A 15,775-nucleotide genomic window follows, 5' to 3' on the forward strand; every position below is an offset into this window, starting at 1 on the left:
GCCGAAGTCGTTCAGCTTCGCGAGCTGCCGGGTGTCGACGAGCGCGTACAGGGCCGGCGTCGACCTGGAGGGGCCCTCCGCGCCGACCGTTCTCAGTCAGCCCGCGGAGGCGGCTGCCGCGAGGTCGAGGGCGATGTCCGTGATCATGTCCTCCTGGCCGCCGACCATCTTGCGTCGGCCGACCTCGACGAGGATCGCCCGGGTGTCGAGGCCGTATCGGCGGGCGGCGGCTTCGGCGTGGCGCAGGAAGCTGGAGTACACGCCCGCGTAGCCGAGGGTTAGCGTTTCGCGGTCGACGCGGACTTCGCGGTCCTGCAGAGGACGTACGACGTCGTCGGCGGCGTCCATCAGGGGGAACAGGTCGCAGCCGTGCTTCCAGCCCATCAGGTCGGCGACCGCGACGAACGCCTCCAACGGGCAGTTCCCGGCTCCGGCGCCCTGGCCGGCGAGGGAGGCGTCGACGCGGGTGACACCGTTCTCGACGGCTACGACGGAGTTGGCGACGCCCAGGCCGAGGTTGTGGTGGGCGTGGATGCCGATCTCGGTGTCCGGGTCGAGGACATCGCGGTAGGCGCGGACGCGGTCACGGACGCCGTCCATCGTCAGGCGGCCGCCGGAGTCGGTGACGTAGACACAACCGGCTCCGTAGGACTCCATGAGCTTGGCCTGGCGGGCCAGTTCGGCGGGTTCGGCCATGTGGGACATCATCAGGAACCCGGCCACGTCCATGCCCTGGTCCCGGGCGGCGGCGATGTGCTGGGCGGAGATGTCTGCCTCGGTGCAGTGGGTGGCGACGCGGACCGAGCGGATGCCGAGGGCGTGGGCCTGCCGCAGGTCGTGCAGGGTGCCGATGCCCGGCAGGAGCAGCGTGGTGGGCACCGCGAGGTGGACGCTTTCGCAGACGGCCTCGATCCACTCCCAGTCGGTGTGCGCGCCGACGCCGTAGGTGATGCTGGAGCCGGACAGGCCGTCGCCGTGTGCGATCTCGATGGCGGCGACCCCGGCCTCGTCGAGTGCGGTGGCGATCGTGCGGGCCTGGTCGACGGTGTAGCGGTGGCGCACGGCGTGCATGCCGTCCCGCAGGGTCACGTCCTGTACGTACAGGGCGGGTGGCTGGTTTGCGGTCATCGGGAGACCACCTCCGTGAAGGGCTGTGCGGCGGCCATGCGTTCGGCGGTGCGCAGGGCGGCCGAGGTCATGATGTCGAGGTTCCCGGCGTAGGCGGGCAGGTAGTGGGCGGCGCCCTCGACTTCCAGGAACACCGAGACCTTCGCGGCGTCGGTGGATCGTGTGCCGTCGGGCAGCAGGGAGCGCAGGGGGTCGTCGGCGGCGACGTGCTCGAACTGGACCTTCTGCTTGAGGCGGTACCCGGGCACGTACGCCTGGACCCGGGCGACCATGTCCTCCACCGAGGCGGTCACCGCGGCGTCGTCGCATGCGCCGACCAGGCAGTACACGGTGTCGCGCATGATCAGCGGGGGTTCGGCCGGGTTCAGGACGATGATCGCCTTGCCCCGGGCCGCGCCGCCCACCTTCTGGATGGCCGACGAGGTCGTCTCGGTGAACTCGTCGATGTTGGCCCGGGTGCCGGGGCCGGCTGAGCGGGAGGAGATTGAGGCGACGATCTCGCCGTAGTGGACGGGCGTCACGGCTCCGACGGCGGCCACGATCGGAATGGTGGCCTGGCCGCCGCAGGTGACCATGTTGACGTTCGGTGCGTCGAGGTGAGCTTCGCCGTTGACCGGCGGGACGACGTACGGGCCGAGCGCGGCGGGCGTCAGGTCCACAACCCTGCGCCCCAGCGAGCGCAGTACCTCGTCATGGTGGCGGTGCGCGCCGGCCGAGGTGGCGTCAAAGACGATCTCGACGTCCGCGAACTCGTCCAGCCTCACCAGACCGTCGACGCCCTCGTGGGTGGTGGCGACCTTCAGGCGGCGGGCGCGGGCCAGGCCGTCGGAGGCGGGATCGATCCCGACCATGGCGGCGATCTCCAGGGATTCGGAGAGCCGCAGAATTTTGATCATCAGGTCGGTGCCGATGTTGCCCGACCCGATGACGGCGACCTTCGCGCTCCTGCTCATGCCGCGGCTCCTTCCGTGGCAGCGGACGCAAACGAGGTCCCGACCGTGCCGAGCCCCTCGATGTGCGCGGTGAACTCGTCGCCCCCGGCGGCGACGGCCATGGGGCCCAGCGCGCCGGTCAGGACGATGTCACCGGCCCGCAGCGGGTCGCCGAGCGAGGCGAGGGTGGAGGCGAGCCAGAGGGCGGCGGTGAGCGGGCTGCCCAGGCAGTCGGCTCCGGTGCCTTCGGAGACCGTCTCGCCGTTCTTGGTGAGGGTCATCGTCACGGCCCGCAGGTCGACACGGTCCAGGGGGACGGGGGTACCGCCCAGGACGTACAGGCCGCAGGAGGCGTTGTCGGCGACCGTGTCGACGATGGTGATGTCCCAGTCGGCGATGCGGCTGTCGACGATCTCCAGCGCGGGCAGCGCGAAGGCCGTGGCGCGCAGCAGGTCGGCGACGGTCGGGGCGTGATGCGGCAGGTCCGTGCCGAGGACCAGGGCGACCTCGGCCTCGATCTTCGGCTGGAGGAGCCGGCCGGGGGCGATCGGACGCCCCTCGGGCACCGCCATGTCGGCGAACAGCGCGCCGAAGTCCGGCCGTTCCACGCCGAGTTGCCGCTGCACCGCGGGCGAGGTCAGGCCGATCTTGCGGCCCACCAGCCGCCGCCCGGCGGCGATCCCGCGTTCCACGTGCAGGCGCTGCACGGCGTACGCGGCTTCGACGTCGCCTTCGGGCAGGAGCGAGCGCACCGGGGCGCAGGGGACGCCGGTGCGGGCGGCCTCCTCCAGGACGGCCGCCGCGCCGGTCACCGCGTCGGCGGGCTTGTGCGGGCTCACGGTCGCCCCCTGCGGGGGCTGGTGCGGCGGTACGGGGCGAACATGCGGGTTACCTCCGGGCGGAAAGCGGCGGGTTGTCGGAGAGGCGGCGGTGGCCGTCCGTCGATCCACGACAGGTATAGGCGTACGGTTCGATCGGCGGCAAAATATGTTCCATGACACGGAACAGCGCGCAGGGAAACATGCTCGACAAAGCGACTTCCGTCCTCGAATGCTTCCGCCCGGACGGCGGTGCGTTCCGCCTCACGGAAATCGCCGCCCGCACGGGGCTGGCCAAGACGACCGCGTTCCGCCTCTGCGCCGATCTGGTGCGCCTTGGTCTGCTCGAACGCGACGGCGAGAGCTACCGGCTCGGCGGCAAGCTCTTCGAGCTGGGCTCGCTGGTGCCGCGGCGGCTCGACCTGCGGGAGGCTGCGCTGCCGTTCCTGCAGGACCTGTTCGAGGCCACGCGCGAGACCGTGCACCTCGGCGTGCGGGAGGGGCACGACGTGGTCTACATCGAGCGGATTCACGGACACCGGACCCTGTCGCTGCCCTCCCGCATCGGGGGACGGCTGCCCCTGACCTGCACGGGCGTGGGCAAGGCCCTGCTGGCCTTCTCCGGCCCGGAGCTGGCGGACGAGGTACTGGCAGGGCCCCTGGCCCGGCTCACCCCGTACTCGGTCACCGACCCGGCGCGGCTGCGCACCGTCGTGGAGCAGATCCAGGTCTCCGGTCTCGCCTACGAGGAGCAGGAGGCCGCCCTGGGCGTGAGCTGCATCGCCTCGCCCGTCTTCGACGGGGCGACGGCGGTGGCCGCCCTGTCGGTCGCCGTGCCGCGTGGCCGGTTCCACCCCGCCCAACTGGCGGCCGCCGTGCGGACGGCCGCTCTGGGCCTGTCCCGCGTGCTGCGCTCCGGCGGCGGAACGGTGGGTGGTACTTCGCTCTGAGCCGGAACCGAACTGCCGGGCGGCGGTGCACATCATTCCTGTCGGACTCCGACGAGAACGCGTTCCCGCCATCGGAGATCCGCCGCGGCTTCGTCCATGCGCCGTGCACGCCGTCCGACGGCGCTGCCCGCCCACCCGAGGAGGAATCCCGCGGGAACGGCCATCGCGGCGGTCGACTGGAGCCCGATGAGGTGGAAGTCGTGTTCCGGCAGCAGCGAAGTGGGCGTGCCCGAGAAGGAGAGGGAGCAGACGTACAGGACGGTGGTGCAGAGGAGACCGCCGTACACGGTCCACAGCAGCCCGGTCCGGTTGTACCGGCTCCAGAACAGTCCGTACAGGCAGGCGGGCAGGACCGTGGAGGCGGCGAGAGCGAGTGCCAGATAGGTCAGGGACTGGAGGTTCCGTCCCTGGGCGGTCGCCGCGAGGAAGATGCCGAGCCCGCCCACGGCTCCTACGGCCCATCTGGCCGACCGGACCTCGCGGCGCTCGGACATGCGTCCCCCGCGTGCCGCGTGTGCGTGCAGGTCGTGGGCGAGGGCGGCCGCAGCACTCAAGGCTATTCCGGCGACCACCGCCAGTACGGTGACGAAGACGGAGCATGCGACGGCGGTGTACAGCACGCTGCCCGCGAGCCCCGATGTGCGACCACCCAGCTCCTCGGCCAGGAGGAGAAGGGCCATCTGGCCGCCGCCGTCGACGGCACGGATCTTCTGGCCGCCCACGACACCGGCGGCGCCGAGTCCCGCGATGACGACGCAGAGGAGGAAGACGGCCATGATGACGATGGTGTAGCGGGTCGCACGGCGGGCGGTGGCGCCGTCGGCGGTCGAGTTGATGCGCATGAGGACGTGCGGCATGCACGCGCCACCTAGGACGACGGACAGTTGCAGGCTCAGGAAGTCGAGGCGGCCGGCTGCGCTCTCCCCCACGGCGTGTCCGGGTTCGAAGTAGCGGTCGTGGAACCCGCTCCCCTGCTCGGCCGCGGTCAGCAGGGCGCCGGGCGCGAAGCCGTGGTGACGCAGGACCAGGAAGGCGAGGATCACCATGGTGGTGAGTACCACGGCCACCTTGACGATCTGGACGAGGCTCGTGCCTCTCATGCCGCCGAGCACGGCGTAGCCGATCATCAGCAAGCCGACGAAGACGGTGCACACCTGTGCGGCGCCGGGGCCGGTCAGTCCGAGCAGCAGGGCCGTGGCGCTGCCGGCTCCGGCCAGTTGGAGGACGAGGAAGGGCAGGCACACGGCCAATGTGGCCGTGGCGGCGGCGATACGGGACGAGGGCCCCGGCGCACGCAGCGCGAGGATGTCGCCCAGGGTGTAGCGGCCGGCCTGGCGCAGCGGACCGGCCAGCAGCAGGAACACCCCGACGGCCAGACAGCTGCTGACCGCCAGGGAGATGCCGTCGTATCCGGCCACGGCCACCAGGCCTGACACGCCCAGGAGGGTGGCGGCCGATATGTAGTCCCCGGTGAGCGCCAGCGCGTTCTGCGCCGGCGTCAGTGACCGGTTGCCGGTGTAGAAGTCGGCCGTGGTGTCGCCCTCGGGTCCGGCCATGACGCACAGCAGCAGGGACAGCACGATGAACGCCATGAAGGCGGTCACCACCATCGTCCGGTCGTCGGAACCGCTTGCGGCCGAGACGAGCCCCGCGGCGAGTGACAGCTCGCTCATCTCCGCCTCCCCGGGGCTTCTGCCGGAGCCGGCTGAGGCGTGGCCGCGCTCACGAGCTCGGCCTGGCGTCGTATCAGGCCGACGAGTGGATCAGAGTGGCGGTGGAGCGTGCGGTCGTACCACCAGGAGGTGAGCAGCAGAACAGCCAGTTGCAGCGAACAGAGCACGACGCCCAGAGGAATGGTGCCGACCGGGCGGGTGGCGAACGGCTCGCCGGCCGTGGCGGACAGTGAGGCGGTGAGCAGGAAGGCGGTGCCGTTGACCGCCAGGAACCGCCGACGCGCACCGGACAGCGTGCGGGGCAATCGCTGCAGGGCGCTTGCGACGGCATCGTGGGGCCGGTCTTGCGACGGGGGCCCGTTGCCGGGGCCGGGCGGTGGGACGGACATGGGTCGCAGTCCTCTCGCGAGGTGGATGGCCGCTCACCGGGGTCCGGCATCACGGTTCTTGACGTGCCGTACGGGAGGCACGACGGGCGGTGCGCCGGACTGACCGGGCGGTGGAATGACCGTGACGGGTCAGTCGTCGGCGATGCCCGCGCCGCTGAGGGCGGGCACCGTGTTCTCGGGGTGGGCGAGGGAGCGGGCGCCGGCACGGAACTGGGCGAGCTTGTCCACGATGGTCTGACCGACGGGGAGGTGACCCCAGATGCTGATCCCCTGGTGGGTGGAGGGTTCCCAGATCGTCTCGTCGATGACGATCGGGTTCCAGCCGACTTCCCATTCGAAGCCCGAGGGGGTGCGGGCGTAGTACGACAGTTCCTTGTCGTTGGTGTGCTGGCCGACCGACAGCGCCATGTCGAAGCCGAGTTCGTGCACCCGCTGGTAGCTCCGGGCCACGTCGTCCAGGGTGGTGGCCTGGATGTTGAGGTGCTGGACGCGGGTACGGATCGGGTCGATGGGCAGCCCGCGGGTGGTGGCCACCGCGATGGAGTGGTGTCGTTCGTTGACGCGGAGGAAGCGGATCTTGAGTTTGACGCCGCTGATCGTCTCGTCGATGTAGTCGGTCAGACGGGCGTCGAAGACGGCGTTGAAGTAGCCGCGGATCTGCGTCGGCCTGGTGGAGGTGAGCGCGATGTGCCCCATGCCGGAGTCGCCGGTGACGAAGCCGGACGCGAGCATGCGCAGCGGTTCGGCGGAGGTCAGCGGGGTGGTGTAGATCTCCTGGGTGATGCCCTTGGGGCCGGGGAACCGAAGGAGGCGTTCCACGCCCCGCAGGGCGGCCTCCTCGTCGGAGCCCCGTACGACAGGGACGCCGCGGGCCCGGATACGGGCCTCGATCTGCTCGAAGGAGGCGTGGTCGTCGATGTGCCAGCCGGTGGCGACGACGTCCTCGGCGGGGCCTCGCCTGAGCAGGAACCGGCATTCCTGGTCGTCGAGACGGAAGCGCATCAGGTCGCGGGAAAGGGTGTCGTGGTGCATGCCGATGGCGTCGGTGCCGAAGCGGCGCCAGTCGGCGAAGCGGTTGGTCTCGATGACGATGTAGCCCAGGTGGACGGCGCCGAAGACGGAGGCCGTGCTGGTCGCTGCGGTGTTCATCGTCGGCCCGCCAGGAAGTCGGCGCACAGCCGGTTGAAGAGCTCCGCGCGTTCGAACTGGACCCAGTGCCCGGTGTTCGCGGCCATGTAGAGGTCGCAGTTGGGCATGCGTTCGGCGAGCATCGGGCCGCCGGACGGCCGGTTGACCCTGTCCTGCGCTCCCCACAGCACCAGGGTGGGCACCGGCAGTCGGGACAGACGCGCATCACGGGTGAAGTCCATCTTCCACACGGTTCGCAGGGCGTTGGGCCCGGACGGGCGTCGCAGCGGCGGTGCGGCGATCACTTCCGGATCGATGCTGGCCCGGTAGCGCTCGTCGATCGCGGCGTCGGGGACGTCGGCGGCGTTGAAGACGAGGTAGTTGCGGATGAACTTCTCCAGCTTCTGCCGCGAGGGTCCGTCGCCCGTGTAGTAGTTCAGCAGGCTGTTGAGACCTGGGGTGGGCAGGCTGCGGGTGGTGCCGATGCCGCCGGGGCCCATCAGGACCATACGGTCGACCCGGTTCGGGGTGTCCAGGGCGAGGCGCAGGGCGCAGGCGCCGCCGTAGGAGTTGCCCACCAGATGGGCCTTCTCCAGGCCGAGTTCGTCGAGCAGTCCACGGATGCCGTCGGCCAGGTCGCCGAAGGGGTCGCTGCCGTCGACGCCCTTGGTGCTGCGGCCGTAGCCGGGCAGGTCGGGCACGATGACCCGGTACTCCTTGGCCAGCTCGGTGATGTTGCGGGCGTAGTTGGAGACGCCGGAGGCTCCGGGTCCGCCGCCGTGCAGCAGCAGGACCGGCGGGCCGTCTCCGGTCTCCGCGGCGAAGATGTTCCTTCCGCCGATGTCGTACGTCGTCTCCTGCATCGTCGGCAGGCCGGTAGGTGTCGTCGTCATGGTGCCGGTGTCCTCACTGTGCCGGGGTTCTCACTGAGCGGTGTATGCGTCGACGCGCCGAGGCGTGGACGGGGTGAAGCCCTGGGGTGGTGGCGGAAGCAGGGCGCCTCCGGAGGCCGCCGCATAGACGTAGGCGTCGGGGCGCAGGGCGAGCATGGCCGCGCCGTGCCGTCTCATCCAGGGCAGCAGGACGCCGTCGGTGTCGACGAGGGTGCCCTCGGCAGGCCCGGAGCCGACGGGTGTGACGGTCAGGGAAGAGATGCCGGGGAGGTTCCAGGCGGGCTGGGCGACGGCGGTGCCGGCGTGGAGAAGGACCCATCGGCCGCCGAGCGCGTCGTCGAGCCGGACACGGGTGCCGTCCGGGGCGGTGACCCAGGGCTGGGGAATCTGGTGGCCGGTCGCCTTGGTGCGGGGGCGGGCCTGCAAACCGGCGTCGTAGCGGGCGACGGGGATCCAGTTGGAGTTCTGCGTCCAGTCGCCGAAGCCCGGTATGCGGTCCAGGGCGCGCAGGGTGCCGTTGCGGACGCGGGCGACCGGCCGGCGGCGCTCGGTGATGATCCGGCCGACGAAAACCGCCCGCTTGGTGACCTCCTTGACGTGCGGCATGCGCTCGGCTTCGTAGCTGTCGAGGATGCTCTCGGGCAGTTCGCCGCGCAGCACGGCGTCGAGTTTCCAGGAGAGGTTGGCCACGTCGCGGACGCCGGCGGCCATGCCCTGACCGATCCACGGCGGCATGGCGTGGGCGGCGTCGCCGGCGAGGAAGACCCGGCCCATACGGAAGCGGCTGGCGAAGCGCACGTGGTGGCTGTAGACGGTGGCACGCAGGACATCGATGCTGTCCCTGGAGATGCCGTACCGGGATACCAGCCGGTACACGGCCTCCTCGGTCGTCAGCTGCTTCTCGTCGTCGCCGGGCAGGATCGGGAACTCCCACCGGTGGTGGCCGAGCGGGGTCGGGCAGTCCACGGCCGGACGGGCCGGGTCGCAGTGGAAGCGCAGCTTGTCGTGGTCCGGCCAGGGCTTGAGCATCTTCGTGTCGATGACCACCCAGCGGTCCTCGTACGTCGTGCCCTCGTAGCCGATGTTCAACTGGGCACGGGTGAGGCTGGATCCGCCGTCGGCAGCGATCACGTACGACGCGCGCAGCCGGTGGACGGAGTCGTCAGCGGTCCCGACGACCGTCAGCTCCACCCCGTCGGCGTCCTGGCGCAGGCGCAGGCACTCGTGGCGCAGAAGGATCTCCACGTTCGGATAGCGGTCGACGCCGTCACGCAGGACCTGCTCCAGCGCCGGCTGGTAGATGAACATCTGCGGTGGGTGGCCGTGCCCGCGCGGGGTGGGGCGGGCACTGATGAACGGACGGCCGCCGGCGTCGACGAAGTCCACATCCCGCTCGGTCAGCATGTCCTGCTTGAGCCGCTCGGCCAGGCCGATCCGCTGCCAGATACGGACGACCTCCTCGTCGGTGGAGATGGCCCTGGCGCGGGTGAAGATCGCGGCGTCCCGCTCCAGCACCAGGACGCGCAGACCCATGGCTCCCAGCAGGTTCGCCGCGGTCACGCCCGTGGGCCCGTATCCGATCACCGCGACGTCGTAGACGTCTTCGGCCCCGGCTTCGGCCGTGGTCTCACTCATCGGGCCACCTCGCTGTCGATCATGACGCTCGACCCTTCCTGGATCGGTCACTACAATTGGAACGACTGCTACGGTAGGCTGGTGGCCGGCGACGGTCAAGCGGCCGGCGCGGAACGCACCGACAGGAGGGCACCTGCCATGACGAAGCCGCAGACGACCCGCAAGAAGCGCGCGAACGGGGTGGAATCGCGGCAGCGCATCCTCGACGCCGCCGTGGAGATCGCCGGCGAGCGCGGCTACGAAGGCACGTCGATCGCCGCCGTCAGCGCCGCGTGCGGACTGCCCGCCAGCTCGATCTACTGGCACTTCAAGGACAAGGACGACCTGATCGCCGCGGTCATCGAGCGCAGCTTCGACACCTGGCTGGCCGCGTTCGAACTCCCGGGTGAGGAGACGGGCACTCCCTTGGAGCGAGTCACCGCCGTGGCCGGGAACGTGGCGAAGTCACTGGTCGACGCCCCCGACTTCCTCCGCCTGGGGCTGATGCTCGCCCTGGAGCGGCGCCCCGTCGAACCCCGCGGCCGTACGGTGTTCCTGCAAGTCCGCGACATCGCGAGCGCCAAGATCGCCGAGATGGCCGAAACCCTCGTTCCGGGCCTCGACAAGGAGGCCGTCCGGATCCTGACGGCCTACGCCGTCGCGGGTGCCGACGGGCTGTTCGTCCAGCGGGAGATCAACGGGGACGCCCTGGACCTGGTGGCGATGTTCGAACTGCACGCCCAGCTGGTCTTCGAGGCAGCGACACGCATGGCCACGAGGGGCGAGGCATGAAGCCGGCGGCTCTCCGGCACCGCGCGGAAGCCGCACAGCTGCTACGAGAGGCCGAGCGCCGCACGGCACCGGTCGAGCCTCTCTCCATGACGTGGCCTGCCCTCGACCTGGCCGACGCCTACGCCGTCCAGCAGGACAACATCACCCGCCGCCTGGCCACCGGAGCAACAGTGATCGGCCACAAGGTCGGTCTGATCTCAGCCCCGATGCAACAGCTCCTCGGAGTGCATGAGCCGGACTTCGGGCATCTGCTGGACGACATGGTCCACCGCGACGGCGGCACGGTAAGCGCCGCCCGGTACTGCGCCCCACGCGTCGAACCCGAGATCTGCTTCCGCCTCGCCCGCCCGCTGCGCGGATCCGGCGTGACCACCGCCGACGTACTGGCCGCAACCGAAGCGGTCGCCCCCGCACTGGAGATCGTCGACAGCCGCGTCCGCGACTGGCAGATCACCCTGGTGGACACCTTCGCGGACAACGCCGGCTCCGCAGGTCTGGTGTGCGGCTCCTGGACCCCACTGGAGCACGCACCCGACCTCGCGGCAGTCACCGTGGACCTGCTCATCGACGGAAACAAGGTGGCGACCGGCGGCGGCAAAGAAGTCCTCGGTCATCCGGCAACCGCCGTCGCCTGGCTGGCCAACACCCTCGCCGCCTACGGCGCAGCACTGGACGCCGAACACGTCATCCTGCCCGGAGCCATGACCACCGCTCCACTCATAGGTGCCGGCCAGAACGCGGAGGCCCGCTTCGGAGCGCTCGGCTCGGTGTCCGTCTCCTTCGTCTGAAGCTCCGGCAAAACTCCTGGGAACCCTCAGAGCCCGCTCTGAACGTCTTCGCCGCTCTCCCGACAGCTCTCCCCCACCGCCACGCCGGACTGCTTCGCCGCCCGGAAGCACTGATCCTCATAGCCTCCTCGGGTCGGCGGAGATGCACGGTCGGCGGCCGAGGATGCCTCCCCTCCGCACTCCGCAGACCCCATGAAAGGCCGCTTCATGTCCCCCGCCGCACAGCGCATCGACGTACACCAGCACATAGTGCCCGCGTTCTACCGCGACGAGCTCGCCAGGGCCGGCATCGCCGACGCCGGCGGACGCGCGCTGCCCGACTGGAGCCCCGAGTCCGCCCTGCAGCTGATGGACCTGCTCGGCACCACCACGTCGATCGTCTCCGTCTCCACGCCCGGAACCGGCTTCCTCACCGCACCCGCCGATGCCGCCGGCCTGGCCCGACGCCTCAACGACCACTGTGCGGCCCTGGTCTCCGACCATCCCGGCCGCTTCGGCTTCTTCGCCACCCTCCCCATGCCCGACACCGGTGCCTCGGCCACCGAGGCCGCGCGCGCACTGGACGAGCTGCGCGCCGACGGCGTCACCCTGCTCGCCAACAACCGCGGTGCCTACCTCGGCGCGGACGGCCAGGACACGCTGTGGCAGAAGCTGCACGACCGCGGCGCGGTGGTCTTCGTGCACCCGGCCGAACTGCCCGCTCCCCCAGTCGACGGCATTCCCCCCTTCGCCGCCGACTTCCTGCTGGACACCACCCGCGCCGCCTACCTCCTGGTCCGCAACGGCATCCCTCGCCGCTACCCGAACATCCGGTTCATCCTCAGCCACGCCGGCGGCTTCGTTCCCTACGCCTCACACCGCATGGCCCTCACCATCGCCAACGACACGGCGCGCAGCCCGCTCGACGTACTGGACGACTTCCGCTCCTTCTACTTCGACACCGCGCTGTCCTCCAGCCCCGCCGCGCTGCCCACCCTGCTCGCTTTCGCCCGTTCCGGCCACGTGCTCTTCGGCAGTGACTGGCCCTTTGCCCCCACTCCCGCCGGGCAGTACTTCGCGAGTGGCCTCGACGACCACCTCGCCCCGGACACCCGCGAGGCCGTCAACCGCACAAACGCCGAAGCGCTCTTCCCCCACCTGGCCGTAACTCCCCCAACCGCGCCCCCGCCACGGCCGACACCGGCGCGCCTGCGCCAGGCGGCGCAGCGCAACGCCGCGCGCCTGGTCTTCAAGCTCCTCCAGCCCAGCACCGACTGAGACAGGTTCCTCATGTCCACCACTCCCCACGACAAGCCCGAGAGCCAGACCGAAGACCGGCAGGACGCCGTCGCGACCGGCAGGGCCGGCCACAACGGCGTGCTCTTCGCCATGTGTCTGTCCCTGGTCCTCGTCGTCGCCTCCGTCTCCGCGCTCAACCTCGCCCTGCCCGACCTCGCCATCGACCTGTCGGCCACCAACAGCGAACTGACCTGGATCGCCGACGGCTACACCGTCGCCCTGGCCGCTCTCGTCCTGCCCCTCGGCGCCATCGGCGACCGGGTCGGGCGCCGCAACGTCCTCGTCGCCGGCACCGTCGTCTTCGGCACCGCCTCCCTGGCCGCTTCCTTCGCCGACTCCACGACCACGCTCATCGTCTGGCGGATCGTCATGGGCCTGGGGGCAGCGATGATCATGCCGGGCACCCTGTCCACGATCACCGCCGCCTTCCCTCCCGAGCAGCGCGTCAAGGGCGTGGCCACCTGGTCCGGATTCGCCGCCGCCGGAGCCATCATCGGCATGCTGGCCGCGGGGGCCCTGCTGGAGTGGTACTCCTGGCGGTCGATCTTCATCACGAGCGCCGCGGCCGCCCTCGTGTCCGCCGTCGCCGCCCTCCTCCTGGCGCCCGACACCAAGGACGAGCGCCCCTCCCCGCCCGACGTCTCCGGAGCCATCTCCACGGCTGTCGGTATCGGCGCCCTCGTCTTCGCCATCATCGAGGGCAACGAACGGGGCTGGACGGAACCCGTCGTGATCGCCGCACTCGTGGTCACGGTGCTGGCCTTCACCGTTTACGCCTGGCTCGGACTGCGGCGTGAGCACCCCCTGCTCGATCCCGCCCTGTTCGGCATCCGCGGCTTCCGGGCCGGCGCGATCACCGTCCTCGTGCAGTTCATGGCCGTCTTCGGGTTCTTCTTCGTCGGCCTGCAGTACCTGCAGCTCATCCTCGGCTACAGCCCGCTCAAGGCCGCCGCCGCCCTCGTACCCGTCGCGGTCGTCGTCCTGCCCACCTCCCAGGCCACCCCTCACCTGGTGCGAAGGGTCGGGATGAAGCTCACCATGACCGCCGGGCTGCTCCTGCTGAGCGCCGGCCTGTTCGTCATCTCCCGACTCGACGTCGGCTCCGGCTACCTGCCGTTCCTCGGCGGACTCGTCCTGGCGGGCCTCGGCATCGGTCTGTCCGGAGCCGTGGGAACCTCCGCCATCACCGGCTCACTCGGCCGCGGCCAGCAGGGAGTCGCCTCCGCGATGAACGACACCACCCGCGAGGTCGGCTCGGCCGTCGGCATCGCCCTCATGGGCTCGATCTACGGCAGCCACTACCGCTCGAACCTGCCCGACTCCATCGACCGGCTTCCCCACGAAGCCGCCGAGGCCGCACGCGACTCCGCCGCAGCGGGCCTGCACGTCGCCGATCAACTCGGTGCCCGGGGCGCGGCCCTGGCAGACGGCGTCAAGTCCGCCTTCATGGACGGCCTGTCCGCCTCACTCGTCGCCGTCGGCGTCATCGTGCTCGCCGCCGCGATCGGCTGCCTGCTCCGGGCCCCGAAGACACCACCCACGTCGGACTGAACTGCCCGTGGCCGGACGCCCTGCGGCCCTCCGGCGGACCGGGATCCTCGGCTCCGAACAGCGCCGCTGACTGATGCAACGACGCATCTCGGCCGCTCTCGTTCACCCGGACGGCATCACACGAGAGTCCGTGGACCCGTACGGCCTCCTCCCATCGACGAGCGGAAGACAGCGCGAGCCAGGAACCCCACCGCACCCCTCCCCGTCAGCCCGACCACTCGAAGGACCGCAGGTACCCGTCATGCAGCACCCTCTCGACGACACGTGGACCGCCCTGATCGACGACCGGTACGCGCTGCGCCGGATGATCGGCCGCGGCGGCATGGGCGAGGTCTGGTTGGCCGACGACCTGGTTCTGCGCCGCGCGGTCGCCGTGAAGCTGCTGCACACGCAGCTCACCCTCGACGCAGTCGCCCAGAGCCGCTTCCAGCGCGAGGTCCGCGCGGCGGCCTCCCTCAACCATCCGCGCGTCGCGGCCGTTTACGACGCCGGCCGGCTCCCGACAGGACCTCCGCGTCCCTTCCTGGTCATGGAATACGTCTCCGGACACACCGCAGCCGAACGATTGAGGTCGGCCCCACCCTCGCCGCAGGAGGCGGTCGACTGGGTCGCAGGAACACTGGAAGCACTCACCTGCGCACACGCGGCCGGGCTGGTCCACCGGGACGTCAAGCCGGCCAACGTCATGATCACCGCCGACGGGCTGGTCAAGGTCATGGATTTCGGGATCGCCCACATCTCCGACGGACACGACAAGGGGGTGACCAGGACGGGCAGCGCGGTCGGCACCGCCGCCTATATGTCCCCCGAGCAGGCACAAGGCCGACCCCTCGATGCCCGCTCCGACCTCTACTCGACCGGGTGCATGCTCTACGAGCTCCTCACCGGCCGCCAACCCTTCACCGGGGACAGCCCGTTCGCCATCGCCTACCAGCACATGTGCGCAGACCCGCAGGCCCCCGGGGACCTCGGGGTGCAACTGCCCCCGCACGTCCAAGCGGTGCTCACCCGAGCCATGGCCAAGAACCCCGACGACCGGTTCGCCGACGCGACGGCCATGCATGAGGCTCTGGTCGCCCATCGAAGTCACGGCTTCGCGCCTCCTCAGGACACCACGCTCCCGCAAGCACCGACCTTCCCGGAGGAACCGGCGACAACGGTGCTCAGGACTCCCAAGGAGTCCCACGGTCCCCAGCGGACGGCCCTGGCAGCGTTGGCTCTTCTCGGCGCAGGCGCAGTCACCGCTGCCGTCCTCACTGCAGCTCCGGACGCGACGCATGCCATCGGTCCCGGCCCGCAGCCCTCGCCTTCCTCCTCCGCAAGCCCTTCTACCGGACCAGAGCCCTCCACCAGAGGTTCGGAAGGCACCACCCGCCCCAGCAGCGGGGCCGGCCCGATGAGCCCGCACGCATCGACGGAGCCTACGACGCCAACCGTCGTCGTCCCCGGAAACCTGGTCGGGAAGACCCTCGCACAAGCCAGCGCAGACCTTGCCGAGCTGAACCTGAACATCGCACTCACTCCGCGCTCCAGTGGCATCGGCTCCAGCACCGTCACGGCAACCATTCCGTCTGCCGGTACGCAGTTGAGCCCCGGCGACACCGTTCTCCTCGCCACCCGGGCCGATACGGAGACACCCGCCGACGCTACTCCGACGAGTGGATCGGAAGGCAGCGGTCGCCGTGCCTCGGCGCCGCCCACGACCGCTGGCACCGACCCGGTGTTCCGCCAGCACCAACCGCCCTTCCACCACTGACGGGCCGACGCCGTCGCGACCGAGCGCCATGTTCGCGACGCTTTCCCAAGGGGCGAACACATTCCATGAAAACCAACCCAACAGA

General features: G+C 70.5%; 14 protein-coding genes. 6 read left to right on the forward strand and 8 right to left on the reverse strand.

Annotated elements, in window-relative coordinates; translation table 11 throughout:
- Positions 1 to 96: 96 nt before the first annotated feature.
- From dmpG to mhpD, 3 genes are read right to left on the reverse strand one after another with little or no spacing between them, the layout of a single operon-like run.
- Positions 97 to 1,128 (reverse strand): 4-hydroxy-2-oxovalerate aldolase, encoded by a 1,032-nt coding sequence (dmpG, locus tag KME66_RS01790; RefSeq protein ID WP_216318148.1) that lies wholly within the window; start codon positions 1,126 to 1,128, stop codon positions 97 to 99.
- Entirely contained in the window at positions 1,125 to 2,081 is a 957-nt protein-coding gene (locus tag KME66_RS01795) for an acetaldehyde dehydrogenase (acetylating) (protein ID WP_216318151.1), read from the reverse strand. Before KME66_RS01795 ends, dmpG begins: the two co-directional genes overlap by 4 nt.
- Entirely contained in the window at positions 2,078 to 2,899 is an 822-nt protein-coding gene (gene mhpD, locus KME66_RS01800) for a 2-keto-4-pentenoate hydratase (protein WP_216318154.1), read from the reverse strand. Before mhpD ends, KME66_RS01795 begins: the two co-directional genes overlap by 4 nt.
- 182 nt (positions 2,900 to 3,081) lie before the next feature.
- On the opposite strand from mhpD, the gene KME66_RS01805 reads away from it, so the two are divergent.
- Positions 3,082 to 3,828 carry an IclR family transcriptional regulator gene (locus KME66_RS01805; protein WP_216329018.1) on the forward strand — a complete coding sequence of 249 codons (747 nt, stop codon included), beginning with the start codon at positions 3,082 to 3,084 and terminating at the stop codon, positions 3,826 to 3,828.
- A gap of 32 nt (positions 3,829 to 3,860) precedes the next feature.
- On the opposite strand, the gene KME66_RS01810 is transcribed toward KME66_RS01805, so the two are convergent.
- The 5 genes from KME66_RS01810 to KME66_RS01830 form a co-directional block, all read right to left on the reverse strand.
- A complete protein-coding gene (locus KME66_RS01810; RefSeq protein WP_216318158.1) occupies positions 3,861 to 5,501 on the reverse strand; it encodes a cation acetate symporter in 1,641 nt (546 codons plus the stop codon).
- Positions 5,498 to 5,890: a hypothetical protein gene (locus tag KME66_RS01815; protein WP_216318161.1), complete on the reverse strand. Its 393-nt coding sequence runs from the start codon at positions 5,888 to 5,890 to the stop codon at positions 5,498 to 5,500. Before KME66_RS01815 ends, KME66_RS01810 begins: the two co-directional genes overlap by 4 nt.
- Positions 5,891 to 6,019: 129 nt before the next feature.
- Positions 6,020 to 7,039 (reverse strand): VOC family protein, encoded by a 1,020-nt coding sequence (locus tag KME66_RS01820; protein WP_216318164.1) that lies wholly within the window; start codon positions 7,037 to 7,039, stop codon positions 6,020 to 6,022.
- Positions 7,036 to 7,911, reverse strand: a complete 876-nt coding sequence (locus KME66_RS01825; protein ID WP_253208201.1) for an alpha/beta fold hydrolase — start codon at positions 7,909 to 7,911, stop codon at positions 7,036 to 7,038. Before KME66_RS01825 ends, KME66_RS01820 begins: the two co-directional genes overlap by 4 nt.
- A 30-nt stretch (positions 7,912 to 7,941) precedes the next feature.
- A complete protein-coding gene (locus KME66_RS01830; protein ID WP_216318169.1) occupies positions 7,942 to 9,546 on the reverse strand; it encodes a bifunctional 3-(3-hydroxy-phenyl)propionate/3-hydroxycinnamic acid hydroxylase in 1,605 nt (534 codons plus the stop codon).
- 138 nt (positions 9,547 to 9,684) lie between these two features.
- Between KME66_RS01830 and KME66_RS01835 the strand changes: the two genes are divergently transcribed.
- The 5 genes from KME66_RS01835 to KME66_RS01855 all read left to right on the forward strand — a co-directional run bounded on the left by KME66_RS01835 (position 9,685) and on the right by KME66_RS01855 (position 15,690).
- Entirely contained in the window at positions 9,685 to 10,317 is a 633-nt protein-coding gene (locus KME66_RS01835; protein WP_216318172.1) for a TetR/AcrR family transcriptional regulator, read from the forward strand.
- A complete protein-coding gene (locus tag KME66_RS01840) occupies positions 10,314 to 11,105 on the forward strand; it encodes a fumarylacetoacetate hydrolase family protein (protein ID WP_216318175.1) in 792 nt (263 codons plus the stop codon). The genes KME66_RS01835 and KME66_RS01840 overlap by 4 nt, the downstream gene beginning before the upstream one ends.
- 207 nt (positions 11,106 to 11,312) lie before the next feature.
- The gene (locus KME66_RS01845) at positions 11,313 to 12,362 is read left to right on the forward strand and encodes an amidohydrolase family protein (protein WP_216318178.1); all 1,050 of its coding nucleotides are present in this window, start codon (positions 11,313 to 11,315) and stop codon (positions 12,360 to 12,362) included.
- 12 nt (positions 12,363 to 12,374) lie between these two features.
- A complete protein-coding gene (locus tag KME66_RS01850; protein ID WP_216318181.1) occupies positions 12,375 to 13,934 on the forward strand; it encodes an MFS transporter in 1,560 nt (519 codons plus the stop codon).
- Positions 13,935 to 14,175: 241 nt separating this feature from the next.
- Positions 14,176 to 15,690: a protein kinase gene (locus KME66_RS01855; protein WP_216318184.1), complete on the forward strand. Its 1,515-nt coding sequence runs from the start codon at positions 14,176 to 14,178 to the stop codon at positions 15,688 to 15,690.
- Positions 15,691 to 15,775: the final 85 nt, after the last annotated feature.

Source organism: Streptomyces sp. YPW6 (genome assembly GCF_018866325.1).
Lineage (GTDB): Bacteria > Actinomycetota > Actinomycetes > Streptomycetales > Streptomycetaceae > Streptomyces.